Annotated in this window: 16 protein-coding genes; 12 read left to right on the top strand and 4 right to left on the bottom strand. The window is 71.5% G+C overall.

Annotated features, from left to right (window positions below):
* The 10 genes from RIU97_RS15640 (at position 1) to RIU97_RS15595 (ending at position 11,033) form a co-directional block, all read left to right on the top strand.
* Positions 1–1,224: a hypothetical protein gene (locus RIU97_RS15640; RefSeq protein ID WP_404957240.1), complete on the top strand. Its 1,224-nt coding sequence runs from the start codon at positions 1–3 to the stop codon at positions 1,222–1,224.
* Between the two features lie 136 nt (positions 1,225–1,360).
* Entirely contained in the window at positions 1,361–2,605 is a 1,245-nt protein-coding gene (locus tag RIU97_RS15635) for an amidohydrolase (RefSeq protein WP_404962848.1), read from the top strand.
* Positions 2,606–2,835: 230 nt separating this feature from the next.
* Positions 2,836–3,897, top strand: a complete 1,062-nt coding sequence (locus RIU97_RS15630; RefSeq protein WP_404957238.1) for a BMP family protein — start codon at positions 2,836–2,838, stop codon at positions 3,895–3,897.
* A gap of 235 nt (positions 3,898–4,132) precedes the next feature.
* Positions 4,133–5,791 (top strand): ABC transporter ATP-binding protein, encoded by a 1,659-nt coding sequence (locus RIU97_RS15625; RefSeq protein ID WP_404962847.1) that lies wholly within the window; start codon positions 4,133–4,135, stop codon positions 5,789–5,791.
* Positions 5,788–6,903 (top strand): ABC transporter permease, encoded by a 1,116-nt coding sequence (locus tag RIU97_RS15620; RefSeq protein ID WP_404957236.1) that lies wholly within the window; start codon positions 5,788–5,790, stop codon positions 6,901–6,903. Before RIU97_RS15625 ends, RIU97_RS15620 begins: the two co-directional genes overlap by 4 nt.
* The gene (locus tag RIU97_RS15615) at positions 6,900–8,165 is read left to right on the top strand and encodes an ABC transporter permease (RefSeq protein WP_404957234.1); all 1,266 of its coding nucleotides are present in this window, start codon (positions 6,900–6,902) and stop codon (positions 8,163–8,165) included. The genes RIU97_RS15620 and RIU97_RS15615 overlap by 4 nt, the downstream gene beginning before the upstream one ends.
* Positions 8,162–8,560 carry a cytidine deaminase gene (locus RIU97_RS15610; protein WP_319724002.1) on the top strand — a complete coding sequence of 133 codons (399 nt, stop codon included), beginning with the start codon at positions 8,162–8,164 and terminating at the stop codon, positions 8,558–8,560. The genes RIU97_RS15615 and RIU97_RS15610 overlap by 4 nt, the downstream gene beginning before the upstream one ends.
* A gap of 89 nt (positions 8,561–8,649) precedes the next feature.
* Complete coding sequence (locus tag RIU97_RS15605; RefSeq protein WP_404957232.1) at positions 8,650–9,927, top strand: thymidine phosphorylase; 1,278 nt, start codon at positions 8,650–8,652, stop codon at positions 9,925–9,927.
* A 95-nt stretch (positions 9,928–10,022) separates the two neighbouring features.
* On the top strand, positions 10,023–10,613 hold the full coding sequence (locus RIU97_RS15600) for a Uma2 family endonuclease (RefSeq protein ID WP_404957230.1): 591 nt from the start codon (positions 10,023–10,025) through the stop codon (positions 10,611–10,613).
* 81 nt (positions 10,614–10,694) lie between these two features.
* A complete protein-coding gene (locus RIU97_RS15595) occupies positions 10,695–11,033 on the top strand; it encodes an STAS domain-containing protein (RefSeq protein WP_404957228.1) in 339 nt (112 codons plus the stop codon).
* On the opposite strand, the gene RIU97_RS15590 is transcribed toward RIU97_RS15595, so the two are convergent.
* A complete protein-coding gene (locus RIU97_RS15590) occupies positions 10,920–11,924 on the bottom strand; it encodes a sigma-70 family RNA polymerase sigma factor (protein WP_404957226.1) in 1,005 nt (334 codons plus the stop codon). The genes RIU97_RS15595 and RIU97_RS15590 overlap by 114 nt on opposite strands.
* A gap of 170 nt (positions 11,925–12,094) precedes the next feature.
* Between RIU97_RS15590 and RIU97_RS15585 the strand changes: the two genes are divergently transcribed.
* Positions 12,095–13,465 (top strand): MFS transporter, encoded by a 1,371-nt coding sequence (locus tag RIU97_RS15585; protein ID WP_404957224.1) that lies wholly within the window; start codon positions 12,095–12,097, stop codon positions 13,463–13,465.
* Between the two features lie 4 nt (positions 13,466–13,469).
* Here RIU97_RS15585 and RIU97_RS15580 read toward each other — a convergent pair whose 3' ends face one another.
* Both RIU97_RS15580 and RIU97_RS15575 read right to left on the bottom strand, forming a co-directional pair.
* Positions 13,470–14,183, bottom strand: coding sequence for a L,D-transpeptidase family protein (locus tag RIU97_RS15580; protein ID WP_404957222.1), 714 nt, complete (start codon positions 14,181–14,183; stop codon positions 13,470–13,472).
* A gap of 91 nt (positions 14,184–14,274) precedes the next feature.
* Entirely contained in the window at positions 14,275–15,567 is a 1,293-nt protein-coding gene (locus RIU97_RS15575) for an MFS transporter (RefSeq protein ID WP_404957220.1), read from the bottom strand.
* Between the two features lie 98 nt (positions 15,568–15,665).
* Between RIU97_RS15575 and RIU97_RS15570 the strand changes: the two genes are divergently transcribed.
* The gene (locus tag RIU97_RS15570) at positions 15,666–16,607 is read left to right on the top strand and encodes a LysR family transcriptional regulator (protein ID WP_404957218.1); all 942 of its coding nucleotides are present in this window, start codon (positions 15,666–15,668) and stop codon (positions 16,605–16,607) included.
* A gap of 31 nt (positions 16,608–16,638) precedes the next feature.
* Here the strand turns inward: RIU97_RS15570 and RIU97_RS15565 are convergent, their stop codons facing one another.
* Positions 16,639–17,085, bottom strand: a complete 447-nt coding sequence (locus RIU97_RS15565; RefSeq protein ID WP_404957216.1) for a LuxR C-terminal-related transcriptional regulator — start codon at positions 17,083–17,085, stop codon at positions 16,639–16,641.
* Between the last annotated feature and the right edge of the window lie 515 nt (positions 17,086–17,600).

Raw genomic sequence — 17,600 nt, 5'->3', positions numbered from 1 at the left:
GTGCCCCCCTCCGCCTCCACCCTGGCGTTCGTCGAGAGCCCGGTCCAACTCCTCAACGTGCTGGAGTGGGCGCACGCGCGCAGCGCCCCGGCGGGCCCCGGCCCGCAGCAGCCGCAGCTGGACGGGGTCCCGCGCCAGCGGGGGTCCCGCGCCGGCGGGGCGGAACCCGGCCCGGACCGGGCCCGCGCGGAGGGGGGCGGCGGGGCCGGACCCGGCGGCGAACCCGCTCCGGCGGGCGCGGGGCCATCGCTGAGGATCGTCGTCCTGCCGCCCACCGACCCCATGTCCCGCGGCCAGCTGCGCCGGATGGCCGCGCTGGCCCGGGACGAGGGGTACGAGGTGTGCTGGCAGGAGGCGCGCGGCAGCCGGTTCGCGCCGCTGAAGGCGCTGGCCGCGCTGGCGCGCGACGTCCGCGCGGCGCGCACGGTCGTCATCGGCGACCCCTTCTCGCGCTACGTCCAGCTGCTGCTCACCCTCGTGCGCGCCGAGGAGCTCGTCGTGGTCGACGACGGCACCGCCACGATGGAGTTCGTCGCCCAGACCGCCCGCGGCGAACGCCTCGTACGCTGGCACCGGGCCGGCGGCGGGGGACTGCCCGGCCGGGTCCGCGAGCTGGTGTACGCGCCCGTCTCGGCGACCGCGCGCCGCCGCTTCACCCCCGTCCGGGGCCGCGGCCACCGCGTCGAGGTGTTCAGCTCGATGCCCGTCACCGCCCACGGCGCCATGACCCTGCGGGTCAACGACTTCGCCTGGACCCGCGCCCGCTTCGGCCCGCCCCGCCTGACCAAGGGCACCGACCTGGTCGGCACCTCGCTGGTGGAGACCGGTGTGGTGGACCCGGCCCGCTACCTGGAAGCCGTGCGCGCCCTCACCCTGGAGCACGGCGCCACCCGCTACTTCGCGCACCGCCGCGAGTCCCCGGAGAAGCTGCGCGCGCTGAGCCGGGCGACCGGGCTGGAGATCGTCCGCCCGGACCTGCCGCTGGAGCTGATCGCGCGGCGCGGTCCGGTCGGCCGGACGATCGTCAGCTTTCCGTCCACGGTCGTCCACACGCTGCCGTACGCCCTGACCGGTACCGGTGTGACCGTCGCCGTATGCGATGTGGACCCCGCCTGGCTCACCGGGTCCGCGTCCGCGCGCGCCCGCAGTTTCCTCGCCGGGGTCACCGACACCGCCCGTGATGTGCGCAGACTCCCTGCCCAGGCGGCTCCCACGGCCGGATGAGCGCGCGAGTTTACCCCCGGGGGCACCCGGTCATGCGCCAGAGGCCGCGTTTCTTTCCCCTAACGGCATGAACTTTTCGGGATCCCCGGCCAGTTGACCCGTCCGTGCGCCTACCCTTCAACGGGTGAACCAGTTGATGTCCCGCGAGTCCCAGACCGCCCAGCCCGCCGCGTCCGACCGGCCCGAGCTGCCCGGCACACTTCCGGACCACCTGCGTACCGAACTGATCGCCTTCCGCCGGGACTTGCACATGCACCCGGAGCTCGGACACCAGGAATTCCGTACCACCGCGGCGATCAAGGCCCGGCTGGAGGAAGCCGGCCTGCGACCACGGGTGCTGAAGTCCGGCACGGGCCTGATCTGTGACGTCGGCACCTGGGACGGGGGCCGGCCGATGCTGGCCCTGCGCGCGGACATCGACGCCCTGCCCATCCCGGATGCCAAGACGCACGTCTCGTACCGCTCGACCTTCCCGGACCGCGCCCACGCCTGCGGCCACGACGTGCACACCGCGGTCGTCCTCGGCGCCGGCCTGGTGCTCGCCGAGCTCGACCGGCAGGGGCTGCTGCCCCGCCCCGTACGGCTGCTCTTCCAGCCCGCCGAGGAGGTGCTCCCCGGCGGGGCCACCGATGCCATCGACTCCGGGGTGCTGGACGGCGTGGGCAGGATCGTCGCCGTGCACTGCGACCCCCGGGTCGACGCGGGGCGGATCGGGCTGCGGGCCGGCCCCATCACCTCGGCCTGCGACCGGCTGGAGGTCACCCTCACCGGCTCCGGCGGGCACACCGCCCGGCCGCACCTGACCACCGACCTGGTGACGGCCGCCGCCCGGGTGGCCGTCGACGCCCCGGCCCTGCTGGCCCGCCGGATGGACGCCCGCTCGGGCATGTCGGTCACCTGGGGCCGGATCGAGGCCGGGCACGCCTGCAACGTCATCCCGATGCACGCCGAGCTGTCCGGAACCGTCCGGTGCCTGGACCTGAACGCCTGGCACGAGGCGCCGGACATGATCCACGCGGCGATCGACGAGATCGCGACCATGCACGGGGCCAAGTTCGACATCGACCACGTGCGCGGGGTGCCGCCGGTGGTCAACGACCCGGTGATCACCGAATTGCTGCGCGAGGCGATGGCGGCCCGCTGCGGCACCGAGTCGGTCGAGGACACCGAGCAGAGCCTGGGCGGGGAGGACTTCTCCTGGTACCTGGAGCACGTTCCGGGCGCCATGGCCCGCCTGGGGGTCCGCGCACCCGGCGACACCGCCAAGCACGATCTGCACCGCGGGGACTTCGACGTGGACGAGGACGCGATCGCGGTCGGCGTGGAGTTCTTCACGGCCGCCGCGCTGCTGGACGGGCGGCGGGCCGGGCCCGCCAGGTAGCGGCCGGGGCGAGGCTCCTTACAACATCGACGGATCTTCCGTCGGGCGTGTCCGGCCCTTGGTACACAAGGGCTGGGCGCGTGAGGAGTCACCAATCGGTCACTGTCCGGTTCACGACGATCCGATAACGACTCATGAACGGGCCTTTAACTGACATCTACGCGCGTTACGATCGCCGCGAAACCAGCGCCGGTCGTGGCGCTTCGGTCAGGTTTTGAAGGAGCCTCCCCTTGCGCCGGATCACCAGGATCGCCACCGTGGGCATCGCGTCCGCGGCGCTGGCCCTCTCGGCCACCGCCTGTGGCGGTAAGAAGTCCTCTGACACCTCCTCCTCCTCCCCCTCGGAGTCGGGTCAGAAGTCCGCTGCCATCGCGTACGACATCGGTGGCCGCGGCGACCAGTCGTTCAACGACGCCGCCTACGCCGGCCTGAAGAAGGCCGAAACCGATCTGAAGATCAAGGGCGCCGAGGCGGAGCCCACCGACGGTGAGGGCGAGGCCGACAAGGTCCAGCGCCTCACCGAGCTTGCCCGCAAGGGCAACAACCCGGTCATCGGCGTCGGTTTCGCCTATGCCCCGGCCATCAAGAAGGTCGCGCCGAAGTTCCCGGACACCACCTTCGCCATCATCGACGACACCTCGGTGACCGGCCCGAACATCGCCAACCTCGTCTTCAACGAGGAGCAGGGCTCCTACCTGGCCGGCGTCGCCGCCGCCAAGGTGTCCAAGACCGGCACGGTCGGCTTCATCGGCGGTGTCGAGGTTCCGCTGATCAAGAAGTTCGAGGCGGGCTTCACCCAGGGCGTCAAGGACACCAACCCGAACGCCAAGGTGCTCTCCCAGTACCTGACCCAGCCGCCGAACTTCGACGGTTTCGCCAAGCCCGACCTCGGCAAGGCCGCCGCGCAGGGTCAGATCGACGCGGGCGCGGACGTTGTCTACGCCGCCGCCGGTCTCGCGGGTTCCGGTGCCATCGAGGCCGCTTCGGCCAAGGGCAAGTGGGCCATCGGTGTCGACTCCGACCAGTACAACCAGGCCGGTCTGGCGAAGTACAAGGACTCCATCCTGACCTCGGTCACGAAGGACGTCGAGGACTCCGTCTTCAACGTGATCAAGTCGGTCCAGGACGGCAAGCCGACCACCGGTGAGATCCGCTACGGCCTGGACAAGGACGGCGTCGGCCTGGCCGACTCCAACCCGAAGTACAAGGAGATGGCCGACGTCATCGCCGCGGTGGAGAAGGCCAAGGCCGACATCATCGCCAGCAAGATCAAGGTCAAGACCCAGCCGTAAGGCCGTCGCTGACATGTAGTCCTGGTCTCCGGGGTCCGGGAAGCGGTCTCGATCGCATCCCGGGCCCCGAGCCACGTTCTGTGATCACTATTCTGTGACCGAGCGGCCCCGTGGCCGCTAGTTTTCACTTCCGACAGTGCTACGCGCGTAGAAGCATCGTGGACGCGATACTTTCACTCCCCGCCCTGTCCCCCCCCCCTGCCTTCCGCTCCTTCCGCGCCAAGGAGAGTGCGTCATCAACGCGTCCAGCCCGCCCCACGCCGTAGAACTGCACGGCATCACCAAGCGCTTCCCCGGCGTCGTCGCCAACAAGGACATCGCGATCACCGTCCGCAAGGGCACGGTCCATGCCTTGATCGGCGAGAACGGCGCCGGCAAGTCGACCCTGATGAAGATCCTCTACGGCATGCAGAAGCCGGACGAGGGCACCATCGCCATCGACGGGCAGCAGGTCTCCTTCAGCACCCCCGGCGACGCCATCGCCCTCGGCATCGGCATGGTGCACCAGCACTTCATGCTCGCCGACAACCTCACCGTCCTGGAGAACGTGGTTCTCGGCGGCGAGAAGCTCTACGGCATCGGCGCCAAGGCCCGTAAGAAGATCAAGGAGATCTCGGACGCGTACGGCCTCGGCGTGCGCCCCGACGTCCTGGTCGAGGACCTCGGTGTCGCCGACCGGCAGCGCGTGGAGATCCTCAAGGTCCTCTACCGCGGCGCGAAGATCCTCATCCTCGACGAGCCGACCGCAGTGCTCGTGCCGCAGGAGGTGGACGCCCTCTTCGACAACCTGCGCGAGCTCAAGGCCGAGGGCCTGACCGTCATCTTCATCTCGCACAAGCTGGGCGAGGTGCTGAAGGTCGCCGACGACATCACCGTCATCCGGCGCGGCACCACGGTCGGCACCGCCGACCCGAAGACCGCCACCACCAAGCAGCTCGCCGAGCTGATGGTCGGCTCCGAGCTGCCGTCGCCCGAGACCCGCGAGTCGACGGTGACCGACGTCCCTATGCTCCAGGTGAAGAACCTGACCCTCGCCGCGAGCGACGTCGTCGTCGCCGAGCCGGAGGTCCTGGTTCCCGCGGGCGCCGCGGACTCCGCGACCGTGGAGAACGTCGAGACCGGCCGCCTCCTGCTGGACGACATCAGCTTCACGATCCACAAGGGCGAGATCCTCGGCATCGCCGGTGTCGAGGGCAACGGCCAGACCGAGCTGATCGAAGCCCTCATGGGCATGGCCGCCGCCGACGCGGGCGTGATCACGCTGGACGGCACGGACATCACCAAGACCTCGGTGCGCAAGCGCCGCGAGGGCGGCATCGGGTACATCCCCGAGGACCGCCACCGCCACGGCCTGCTGCTGGAGTCCCCGCTCTGGGAGAACCGGATCCTCGGCCACGTCACCGAGGCGCCCAACTCCAAGAAGGGCATCCTCGACCCGAAGGCGGCCCGCAAGGACACCGAGCGGATCGTGCGCGAGTACGACGTCCGCACCCCGGGCATCGAGGTCACCGCGGCCTCGCTCTCCGGCGGCAACCAGCAGAAGCTGATCGTCGGCCGCGAGATGAGCCACAACCCGAAGTTCCTCATCGCCGCCCACCCCACCCGTGGTGTGGACGTCGGTGCGCAGGCGCAGATCTGGGACGCGATCCGCGAGGCCCGCCGTGAGGGCCTGGCCGTCCTGCTCATCTCCGCGGACCTGGACGAGCTCATCGGCCTGTCCGACACCCTGCGCGTGATCTACCGCGGCCGCCTGGTCGCGGACGCCGACCCCGCGACCGTCACCCCCGAGGAGCTCGGCACCGCCATGACGGGCGCCGCTTCGGGGCACCTGGAAGCAACCGACAACCACTCCGCCGCTGCCGACGGTGACACGACGGAGGACGAGGCCCGATGAAGAAATTCGACAAGGACCGGCTGCTCCTCGGCTTCGCCGGGCCCGTGCTCGCCCTGGTCAGCGCCTTCCTGCTGACCATGATCGTGCTGGCCGCGACGGGCATCGACCCGATCGAGCCGCTGCGCCTCATGGTGGAGAACGCCGGCTACGAGGACGTCCAGGTCCTCATCGTGAACCAGGCCGGTACGTACTACCTGGCGGCCCTGGCCGTGGCCATCGGCTTCAGGATGAACCTCTTCAACATCGGCGTCGACGGCCAGTACCGCCTCGCGGCGATGCTCTCCGCCGTGGTCGGTGCGGCCGTGGCCCTGCCGGGCCCGCTGCACCTGCTGCTGATCCTGCTCGTGGCGATGTTCGTCGGTGCCTTCTGGTCCGGTATCGCCGGTGTCCTCAAGGCCAAGCGCGGGGTGAGCGAGGTCGTCTCCACGATCATGCTGAACGCCATCGCGACCAGCCTGATCGCCTGGCTGATGCTGACGAAGAACCTCGGCGTCCAGATCGAGGGCTCCAACGACCTGACGACCGGCGACATCGCCGAGTCGGGCTGGTTCCCGGCCGTGTCCCTCGGCGACGGGCTGGAGCTCTACGGCTTCACCTTCGTGGCCTTCGCCCTCGGCATCGTCTACTGGTTCGCGCTCAACCGGACCCGTTTCGGCTTCGACCTGCGCGCCACCGGTGCCAGTGAGTCCGCCGCCCAGGCCTCCGGCGTCGACGCCAAGAAGATGATCATCACCTCGATGCTCATCTCCGGTGCGGTCGCGGGTCTCGCCGGCATGCCGCAGCTGCTGGGCGAGACGCACACCTACAACCTGGCCTTCCCGGTCGGTGTCGGCTTCACCGGCATCACCATCGCGCTGCTCGGCCGCAACAGCCCGGTCGGCATGCTCTTCGCCGCGTTCCTGATGGCCTTCATCGACAAGGCCTCGGCCTCGCTCGACCAGGCCGGGTACGCCAAGGAGATCGGCACGATCATGAAGGGCCTGATCGTGATCGCGGTCGTCGTCTCGTACGAACTCGTCGGCCGCTACGGCATCCGGCGCCAGCAGCAGAGGGTCGGCGAGGAGCTCGCCGCCGGGCACGCCATCAAGACCGACAAGGAGGTCGCGGCGTGAGCACCAGCACTGTCTCCGCGACGGCCGCCGCCCCGAAGAAGTCCGGCGGCCGCAAGAAGCTCACCCTGCCCTGGATCATGCTGATCATCGCGGGCAGCCTCGCGCTGGTCTCGCTGGTCCGCCTGATCAGCGGCGCGAACGACCTGACCTCGGTCGGCCAGGTCTCCGGCGCCCTCTCGCTCGCCGTACCGATCGGCCTCGCCGGCCTCGGCGGCCTGTGGGCCGAGCGCGCGGGCGTCGTCAACATCGGCCTCGAGGGCATGATGATCCTCGGCACCTGGTTCGGTGCCTGGGCCGGCTACCAGTGGGGTCCGTGGACCGGCGTCATGGCCGGCATCATCGGCGGCGCCATCGGCGGCCTGCTGCACGCGATCATCACGATCACCTTCAACGTCAACCACATCGTCTCCGGTGTGGCCGTCAACATCCTGGCGCTGGGCTTCACCCAGTACCTGTCGAACTTCACCTTCGCGGACGCGCCGGGCGGCTCCTCCAAGCAGTCGCCGCAGGTCGAGCCGATCTACAAGATCACCGTTCCGGGGTTGTCCGACTGGATGTCCGATCTCCAGGCCGAGCACTGGTTCTTCGTCTCGGACCTCGCCGGCGTCATCGGCGGTCTGGTCACGGAGCTGTCGCTGCTTACCGTCGTCGCCCTGCTGCTGATCCCGGCCACCTGGTGGGTGCTGTGGCGGACCACCTTCGGTCTGCGGCTGCGCTCCTGCGGTGAGAACCCGATCGCCGCCGAGTCGCTGGGCGTCAACGTCTACAAGTACAAGTACATCGCCGTGATCGTCTCGGGCGGCCTGGCCGGCCTCGGCGGCGCGTTCCTGTCGATCGTCGCCAGCCCGATCTACCAGGAGGGCCAGACCGGCGGCCGCGGCTACATCGGCCTCGCCGCGATGATCTTCGGTAACTGGATGCCGGGCGGCATGGCGCTGGGCGCGGGCCTGTTCGGCTTCATCGACAGCCTCAAGCTGCGCGGTGGCGCCACGAACGTCCACGCGATGCTGCTGCTGATCGCCATCGTGCTGGTGCTCGTCTGCGCCTGGCAGCTCTACAAGAAGAAGTACCTGCAGGCCGGCATCTCGGCGGTCTTCGCCGCGCTGCTGTTCGTCTGGTACGCGATGACCGACTCGGTGCCCAGCCAGTTCGTGGACGCGGCGCCGTACGTGACCACGCTGCTGGTGCTCGCCCTGTCCGCGCAGCGCCTGCGGATGCCCAAGGCGGACGGCATGCCGTACCGCAAGGGTCAGGGCAAGTGACCCCGGCCCACGCCGTGGACTGGGAAGCCCTGCGGACGGCCGCCCGGGACGCGATGTCCCGGGCGTACGCCCCGTACTCGGGCTTCTCGGTCGGGGTCGCCGCCCTCGTCGACGACGGCCGTACCGTCGTGGGCTGCAACGTCGAGAACGCGAGCTACGGACTCAGCCTGTGCGCCGAGTGCGGCCTGGTCTCCTCCCTCCAGGCCACCGGCGGTGGCCGCCTCACGCACTTCACGTGCGTCGACGGCCGGGGCGAGATCCTCGTGCCGTGCGGCCGCTGCCGCCAGCTGCTCTTCGAATTCGGCGGACCGGACCTGCTGGTGGAGACCCCGAAGGGGATCCTTCCGCTGGCGGAGATGCTGCCCCAGGCCTTCGGGCCCGACCACTTGAGATAGCCGTGCCGACGGCCCTTCGCCCCCGGGGGGCGGAGGGCCGCCGTACTTCCGCAAACCCCTCTCTCTATGCGCGTAGAAGGAAGCACCACATGGACGTCATCTCCGTCATCCGTACGAAGCGGGACCGAGGCGAGCTGAGCCCGGAGCAGATCGACTGGGTCATCGACGCGTACACGCGCGGTGTCGTCGCCGACGAGCAGATGTCGGCGCTGGCGATGGCCATCCTGCTGAACGGCATGAACCGCACCGAGATCGCCCGCTGGACCGCGGCGATGATCGCCTCCGGCGAGCGGATGAACTTCGACTCCCTTTCCCGCCCCACCGCCGACAAGCACTCCACCGGCGGCGTGGGCGACAAGATCACCCTGCCCCTGGCCCCGCTCGTCGCCGCCTGTGGCGCGGCCGTCCCGCAGCTCTCGGGCCGCGGCCTCGGCCACACCGGCGGCACCCTCGACAAGCTGGAGTCGATCCCCGGCTGGCGCGCGCTGCTCTCCAACGAGGAGATGCTGCACGTCCTCGACACCACGGGCGCCGTCATCTGCGCGGCCGGCGACGGCCTGGCCCCGGCGGACAAGAAGCTCTACGCGCTGCGTGACGTCACCGGCACCGTCGAGGCCATCCCGCTGATCGCCTCCTCGATCATGTCCAAGAAGATCGCCGAGGGCACCGGCTCGCTCGTCCTGGACGTGAAGGTCGGCACCGGCGCCTTCATGAAGAACCTCGCGGACGCGCAGGAGCTGGCCCACACGATGGTCAGCCTCGGCACGGACAGCGGGGTGAAGACGGTCGCGCTGATCACCGACATGTCGACCCCGCTCGGCCTGACCGCCGGCAACGCCCTCGAGGTCCGCGAGTCGGTCGAGGTCCTGGCCGGCGGCGGCCCCTCGGACGTCGTGGAGCTGACCATCGCGCTGGCCAAGGAGATGCTGGACGCCGCGGGCATCAAGGACGCCGACCCGGCGAAGGCCCTGGCCGACGGCTCCGCGATGGACCACTGGCGCCGGATGATCGCGGCCCAGGGCGGCGACCCGGACGCGACCCTGCCGGTGGCCCGCGAGCAGCACGTGGTCACCGCCCCGGCCTCGGGCGTCCTGACCCGCCTCGACGCGTACGGGGTCGGCGTCGCCGCCTGGCGCCTCGGCGCCGGCCGCGCCCGCAAGGAGGACCCGGTGCAGGCCGGCGCGGGCGTCGAGCTGCACGCGAAGCCGGGCGACACCGTCACCGCCGGCCAGCCGCTGATGACCCTGCACACGGACACCCCGGAGAAGTTCAACTACGCCCTGTCCTCCCTGGAGGGCACGTACGACATCGCCCCGGCCGGCACGGCCTTCTCCGCCACGCCGATCGTCCTGGACCGCATCGCCTGACCTGCGCTTCCCTTTCGGGTGAACGGGATCGGTGGACCCCCGCCGGTCCCGTTCGGCATGCTGGGATCGGTGACGAACCGATTGAGGAGCACACCATGAGCGCACTCGCAGTCGAGCACCAGCCTCCGAGCGGTGACGACTGGGATTCGGTCGTCCGTCTCTGGGAGGAGATGGACTGGCCGGAGGGCTGCAAGGTGGAGATCATCGAGGGGATCATCACCGTGGCACCACCGCCCGTCAACGACCACAACCTGATCGCGGAGTCAGTGCAGCGCCGTCTGTACACGGTCATCCCCGATGGCTGGGGCGTCCACCAGACCCTCAACGTAGCCGTCCCGAGCCGGAGCGGTCTCTACGTTCCGGACCTCGCGGTCGTGCCGAGGGAGAAGGTCCCGGAAGGGGGAAAATTCGTTCCGGCGGCCGCCGCCGAACTCGTCGCCGAGGTCACCTCGAAGTCGAACGCAGTCAGCGACCGCGTCGCCAAGCTCAACGGCTACGCCGCGGCGGGCGTACCGCTCTACCTGCTCATCGATCCCCACGCGACGGGCAGCCCCACCATCCACCTGTACGGTGAGCCCAGCGACGGCAAGTACCGGCTTCTGCACGCGGGCAAGTTCGGCGAGGCCGTCCATCTCCCCGAGCCGTTCGACCTCATCCTCGACACCTTCGGCTTCCCCCGCCCCTGACCTCAGAGCCGCGGCGGGGATTCACCGGGCCATGGTGCGGACCCGCCGATGAGTTCGGGCGGGTAGGGGAGTCACCCCCTCGTGGAGATCAGACGACTCGTGCTGCCCGGACCCGGCCCGACCCGGCGCGACACCGCGCGGCTGTGCGCACGGCTGGCCCGGCTGTACGAGGGCGGGGCGACGGCGGTGGAGTGCGACGCGCGGGCCGTCACCGCGCCGGACCTGGCCGCGGTCGAGGTGCTGGCCCGGCTGCGGCTGACCGCCCGGGGGCGCGGGGGCCTCACCGTGACCGGCGCGGGCCCCGCCCTACGCGCCCTGCTGGACCTCGTAGGACTCGTCGAGCTGCTCGGGGAGCCCGAAGAGCGGGAACCAGCGGGCGGTGTCCAGGAAGGCGTTGAGCCCGACGATCCTGCCCCCTGAGATCTCCAGGACCTGGAGCGCCCACGGGGTGTGGCCCTTCCCGTCGGCGGCCGGCCGGTACTGCCCGAAGGCCGGCATGCCGTTCGCCGTCGTCGGGACCAGCCGCGAGCCCTTGCAGCCGATGCCCTGGTTCAGGTGCCAGGCCGCGATGTCCTCGTGGCCGCGCAGCCACAGGTCGAACGGCGGCATCGACAGCACCGCGTCCTCGTGCAGCAGCGTGGTGAGCCGCGTGATGTCGTACGCCTCGAAGGCCGACAGGTACCGCTCCAGCAGCTTCGCCTGGTCCGGGTCCAGCGGGTCCGCCGGATCGCTGTCGCGGATGCCCTGCGCGGCCAGCGTGGCCCGTGCCCGCTGCAGCGCGCTGTTCACCGAGGCCACCGTGGTCTCCAGCAGCTGCGCGACCTCGTCGGCCTTCCAGGCCAGCACCTCGCGCAGGATCAGCACCGCCCGCTGCTTCGGCGGCAGGTGCTGCAGCGCCGCGACGAAGGCCAGCCGTACGGACTCCTTCGCCAGCGCCATCTCGGCCGGATCGGCGGTCTGCGGCAGCACCCGGCCGTCCGGGACCGGCTCCAGCCAGGTCACCTCGGGCCGCTCGCTGAGCACGGCGGAGGCCTGGTGCTGCGGGGAAGTCAGGTCCATCGGGCGGGCCCGCTTGTTCCCCGCGTTCAGCAGGTCCAGGCACACGTTGGTGGCGATGCGGTACAGCCACGACCGCAGCGAGGAGCGGCCCTCGAACTTCTCGTAGCTCCGCCAGGCACGGACGTACGTGTCCTGCACGGCGTCCTCGGCGTCGAAGGAGGAGCCGAGCATCCGGTAGCAGTAGCCGGTGAGCTCGACCCGGTACCGGTCCATCGCCGCGTCGAGGTCCGTACTGGTGGCGAGGTCGCTCATGTCCGTTCATCCCCCTGCTGGTTCGGCTACTCCCGAAACTATCGGAGGGCTCTGACAACGGCAGCCGGAAGCGCTCGGGCGGTCCAGGTCTATCGACATCAAGTATCTTGACGTCAAGATTGAATTGGGGCAGGCTTCCGCATGTATCTCGACGTCGAGATACATGGACGGTGGATGCGGGGGCTGGGATGCGGCGCGGCGGGGAGATCCGGAAGGCACGGCGGGGGGAAGCCGGGCTGCTGGCGCAGTTGCGCCGGCCGCCGGGCGGCCGGGACGCGCGGATCATGCTGCTCGCCCAGCTGCTGGACCGCGCGGGCACGGGCGTGTGGGCCGCGTCCTCCGTCCTGTACTTCACCTTCGTCGTCGGCCTCGACGCCGGGCGGATCGGCCTGCTGCTCGGCGCGGCCGGAGCGGCGGGCATCGCCGGATCGCCGCTGGCCGGCCACCTCGCCGACCGCTTCCCGGTCCGCGCCCTGCTGATCGGCTGCCACCTGGTCCGCCTCGGGACGCTCTGCGCGCTGCTGGCCGTCACCGACTTCGCGGTGCTGCTGCCCGTCTTCGCCGTCACCCACCTGGGAGACCGCGCGGCCAAGACGCTGGAGATGCTCTTCGCCACCCGGGTCGCGGGCGAGCGGCGCGCCACCTACCAGGCACTGTCGCGCAGTTCCGCCAACGCCGGCTACGCGCTCGGCGCCGGCCTCGCCGCCATCGGCCTCGCCGTCGGCACCCCGGGCGCCTACCAGGTGCTGATCCTGGCCAACGCACTGTCGTTCCTCGTGGCCGCGGTCCTCGTGTGGCGCACCCGCGAGCCGCGCGGCCGCGGGCTCGTGGCCGCACCCCCCGGCGGCGCCGCGCCGGGGCCGGCCGAGGGCGCGGCCCCGGACCCCGCGCCCGGTACCGGGACGAGCGCCTGGCGGGACCGCGGCTACCTCCGGTTCGTCCTCCTGGACATCCCGATGAACCTGGACGACTCGATCCTGGGCGTCGGCCTGCCGCTGTGGCTGGTCAGCCACACCACGGCGCCGCACGCCCTGATCCCGGCCTTCCTGGTCGTCAACACCGTGCTCGTCGTCCTCCTACAGCTGCGCGTCTCGGCGCAGTTCCAGGGCGCCCGGGCCGCGACGCGCGCGGTCGCCCTCTACGGCGTGACGACGCTCGTGAGCTGCGTCCTGCTGGCCGCCGCGGCCGGCGGCGGGATCCTGCGCGCCTCGGCGGCCCTGCTCGCCGCGGCGGTGCTGGCCACCGCGGCGGAGCTGATGCGCTCGGTGAGCTCCTGGGAACTGGCGGTCTCCCTCGCGCCCCCGGAGGCACGGGCCTCGTACCTCGGCGTCGCCGGCATGGCCCAGTCCGTCCAGAAGTCCGCCGGCCCGCTGCTGCTGACCGGCGCGGTCATGACGGCGGGTCCCGCGGGCTGGCTGGTCCTCGGGGCCGCGGTGGCCGGCCTGTCCCTCGTGCAACGGCGGGCCAGCCTGCGGCGGTTGGACGACCTGAGGGCGGCGGCGGGCGAGCGCGCCGCGGCGGAGTCCGCGCCCGCGCGGTGAGGAATCAGGTGCCGGGCTTGCGGCCGTACACGTAGACGTCCTCGCCCTTCCCCAGCAGGTTCCAGTACGCCTTGGCGTCGGCGGGCCGCATGTTCACGCAGCCGCCCGAACCGGGCGGGTTCCACATGCTCTTGGTGGTCGAGTGGAAGGCGATGCCGCCGTCGAAGAACTGCGCGTACGGCATCGAGACGTCGTACAGCGTCGACCAGTGGTCGATGCTGCGGTAATAGATCTTCTTGAGGCCGGTCCGGGTCTCCGTGCCGTCCTTGCCGGTGCGGACCGGGACGGGACCGTACTTCAGCGCCGCACCGTCCTGGATCCAGCTGAGCTGCCGCGTCAGGTCGACGCAGGCGATCCGCCCCCGGTTCGTGGGGCAGTTGCCCGCCTTGTTCGGGGTGCTGCCCGCCGCCCGCTGGGCCAGCATCGTGCTCATCGTCTGCCAGGTCAGCGGTCCGGCGTACCCCTGGGCCGGGGTGATCCCGTGGGCCGCCTGGAACGACCTGGTCGCCGTGCAGTCCGCCGCGGACTGCTTCCCGTCCACGGGCCGCCCCAGGAACTGCTCCACCTGCCGCTGGTACGGCCCGGTGGTCAGATTGCAGGACGCGGCCGCCTGCGCCGTCCCGCCTCCCGCGACCACCAGCGGCAGCGCCAGCGCCAGCACCCCGCCCAGTACCGTCGCCCGCCGCTTCACGCGCACGCGTGTCGTCAGCGTCCCCATCCGGTCCTCCCCTGTTCGCACAGCTTCCGTTCTCCGTGTTGGATGCCCGGAAAACATGCGGGGGTTGCCTCGTGCGGGAGCGTAGATTTCGTCAGCGCGCGGCCATGGCCGACGTCGGCATCCGCCGTTCCGCACGGGCCGCGTGCGAGCCGTACAGGGTGATCGACACGACGCCCAGCACCGCCAGCAGCGCGATCCCGACCGTGGCCGCCCACCCGGCCCCGTGGTACGCGAGGGCGCCCAGGGTGCCACCGGCGCTGGAGCCGAGGTAGTACGCCGACTGGTAGAGCGCGGAGGCCTGCGCGCGGCCCGTCTTCGCCGTCCGGCTCACCGCGGCGGAGGCCGCCGCGTGCCCGGCGAAGAAGCCCGCCGTGATCAGGACCAGCCCGATCAGGACCGCCGCCAGGGACTCGGCCAGTGACAGCAACAGCCCCAGCGCCGTGGTCGTCACGGCCAGGTACAGCGCGCCGCGCCGCCCCGTACGGGCCACCAGCTTGCCGGCGGCGGCCGAGGACACCGTCCCCACCAGGTAGATCAGGAAGATCGACCCGATCACGCCCTGCCCGAGCGAGAACGGCTCCTCCACCAGGCGGTAGCCGATGACCGTGTAGACCGCGCCGAACACCGTCATGAACAGCGCGCCGATCCCGTACAGCCGCAGCAGCAGCGGATCGCGCAGATGACCGACGACCGTACGGCCCACCGCACGCGGGTTCAGCGACGCCGGGCGGAAGAACCGCGCCCGGGGCAGCAGCACCAGGAACGCCGCCGCGCAGGCCAGCGACATCAGCGCGACCGCTCCCAGCCCCGCCCGCCAGCCCCCCAGCTGTGCCGCCCAGCCGGTGACGAGGCGGCCGCTCATGCCGCCGATGGAGTTCCCCGCCACGAACAGGCCGATCGCGCCCACCAGGGCCTTCGGCTTGACCTCCTCCGCCAGGTACGCCATCGCGGAGGCCGGGATCCCGGCGATCGCCGCGCCCTGGACGGCGCGCAGCGCCACCAGCCACTCCAGGCTCGGCGCGAACGGCACCAGCAGGCCCACGCCCACGGCCACCGCCATCGACCAGGTCATCATCCGGGTGCGCCCGAACCGCTCGGACAGCGCGCTGAGCGGCAGGACGAACAGGGCGAGCGCGCCGGTGGCCGCGGACACCGTCCAGCTGGCCTGACCCGCGGTCACCCCGAACCCGTCGGAGATCGCGGGCAGCAGCGCCTGGGTGGAGTAGAGGAGGGCGAAGGTCGCGAGTCCGGCGGCGAAGAGCGCGAGGCTCATCCGGCGGTAGCCGGGGCGGCCGGGGGCTCGGAGCTCGGGGGGGCTGGGCTGCGGAAACGACGGGGTGGAGGCACCCGGGATGACGGGTGCCCCGGTATGAACGGGAGGCATGCATCGAAGGTAGGCCGGTGTTTTTGATGCGTCCAATGCACAGAATCGCGATAATCGATCCACTCACGCATCAGCACAGCTCAGGACGGTGCCTGTCTATGAACCGTTACGAAGAAGACATGACCGTGACACGTCTGCTGGCGCCCCGGCTGGCCTACTTCGCCGCCGTCGCCCGGCACGAGCACGTCACCCGCGCCGCGCACGAACTGGGCGTACCGCAGTCCACCCTGTCGCGGGCCATGGTCCGCCTCGAACAGGACCTGGGCGTCACGCTGTTCGCCCGCAAGGGCCGCAACGTCGCCCTCACCACGGCGGGCCGCACCTTCCTGGCCTCCGCCGAACAGGCCCTGGACGGCATCGCCCGCGCCGCCGAATCCGTCCAGCAGGACGCCGACCCGGCCTTCGGCAAGGTCGCCTTCGGCTTCCTCCACACCCTCGGCTCCGAGACCGTACCCGGCCTGATCCGCGCCTTCCGGGCCGACCACCCCCGTGTGCGCTTCTCCCTCGTCCAGAACTACGGCGAGGCCATGCTGGAGAAGCTCCGGGCCGGCGAACTCGACCTCTGCCTCACCTCGCCACTCCCCGACGCCCCCGACCTCGTCGCCCGCCGCCTCGACGAACAGCGCTTGCGCCTGGTCGTCCCCGAGGACCACCGCCTCGCCGTCCGCAAGCGCATCCGCCTCGCCGAGGCCGCGGAGGAAACCTTCGTGACCCTCGAACCCGGCTACGGCCTGCGCCGCATCACCGACGACCTGTGCGCGGAAGCCGGCTTCACCCCGCGCGTCGCCTTCGAGGGCGAGGAGGCCGAAACCCTGCGCGGCCTGGTCGCCGCCGGCCTCGGCGTGGCCCTCCTGCCGCCCCCGGCCGTGGCCCGCCCCGGGGTGGTCGAACTGACGGTCACCGCGCCGCGCGCCGTCCGCGAGATCGGCCTCGCCTGGCTCGACGGCCACCCCGACACCCCACCGGTGGCAGAGTTCAAACGCTTCCTCCTGTCCAGGAGGGGCAGCCTGATCCCCGCACTGGAACCGCCCGCCGCGTGAACCGGGCCGGCCCCCGCACCCGCCGGGGCCGTCATGAGGCCGTCCCTCCCGGGTCCGCCGGGGCCGGTGCGGGGGCCGGCGTCGCGGAGAGCAAGTAGCCGGCCTGGAAGCGGGACTTGGCGCCCACCGCCCGCATGATCTCCGCGATGTGGCGCTGGCACGTCCGCTCCGACATGCCGAGGCGGCGCGCGATCACCTTGTCCTCCAGGCCCTCCGACAGCAGCCGCACGATCGTCTGCCGCAGCTCGTCCGAGATCGACCGCGCCGCCTCCGGGCTCACCGAGGTCGGGAACGGCTCCGCCCCCAGCCAGGACCGCTCGAAGGCCGCCGTCATGAAGTGCACGACGCTCGGCTCCCGCACCACCAGCGCCGCGCCGGTCCGGTCCGGCACCGCCATCAGTCCCGTGCGCCCGTCGAAGACCAGCATCCGCATCAGCCCGTCGCCCAGCGTCCGTACCTGCGCGCCCAGTGCCGTCACCCGCTCGACGTACGCCGCCGTCGGCCGCGAGTACCGCGCCGTGGTGCTGGTAGATCGTGCGCATCCGGACCCCGCGCGTCAGCAGCGACTCGTCCCGTCCGATCGACTCCTCCAGCGTCTCCAGCGGCCGGCCGCCGCCGGGCTGCGAGGTCAGCAGCTCCCGCTCGCAGGAAGCGGCCAGTTCCGCGATCAGCCCCCGTACCGCGCCGAGGTCCGTGACCAGCTCCAGGCGGCCCGACCCGCTCAGGTCCCGGTGCGCGGTCCCCGCCTCGTAGGCCGGCACCAGCGTCTCCAGCCGCCCCCGCAGCCGGTCCATCTCGTCGTGGGTCTCCCGTACGAGCAGGGCCAGCGGGGCCAGCGCGCGGGCCGCCGCGGCCCGGGGCGCCACCGCGCTCCACCGCTCCGGCCCGCCGCCCGGGGCCCGCTGGAGCAGGTGCGCGGCGGCCAGCTCGGTGATCGCGGCGGCGGCGCGCACGCCCAGGGCCTCGGTGGCCTCGGCCGCGTCGAAGGCGTGC

The sequence above is a fragment of the Streptomyces sp. 147326 genome (genome assembly GCF_045000215.1).
Taxonomy (GTDB): Bacteria; Actinomycetota; Actinomycetes; order Streptomycetales; family Streptomycetaceae; genus Streptomyces.
The sequence above is the reverse complement of the archived record's forward strand: the minus strand, read 5'-3'. Positions and strand labels throughout refer to the sequence as shown.

Coding starts and splice junctions, on each gene's coding strand:
- RIU97_RS15570 (WP_404957218.1), top strand. CDS start 15,666: ATGAACCGTTACGAAGAAGACATGACCGTGACACGTCTGCTGGCGCCC.
- RIU97_RS15605 (WP_404957232.1), top strand. CDS start 8,650: ATGGACGTCATCTCCGTCATCCGTACGAAGCGGGACCGAGGCGAGCTG.
- RIU97_RS15580 (WP_404957222.1), bottom strand. CDS start 14,183: ATGGGGACGCTGACGACACGCGTGCGCGTGAAGCGGCGGGCGACGGTA.
- RIU97_RS15590 (WP_404957226.1), bottom strand. CDS start 11,924: ATGAGCGACCTCGCCACCAGTACGGACCTCGACGCGGCGATGGACCGG.
- RIU97_RS15635 (WP_404962848.1), top strand. CDS start 1,361: ATGTCCCGCGAGTCCCAGACCGCCCAGCCCGCCGCGTCCGACCGGCCC.
- RIU97_RS15620 (WP_404957236.1), top strand. CDS start 5,788: ATGAAGAAATTCGACAAGGACCGGCTGCTCCTCGGCTTCGCCGGGCCC.
- RIU97_RS15575 (WP_404957220.1), bottom strand. CDS start 15,567: ATGCCTCCCGTTCATACCGGGGCACCCGTCATCCCGGGTGCCTCCACC.
- RIU97_RS15600 (WP_404957230.1), top strand. CDS start 10,023: ATGAGCGCACTCGCAGTCGAGCACCAGCCTCCGAGCGGTGACGACTGG.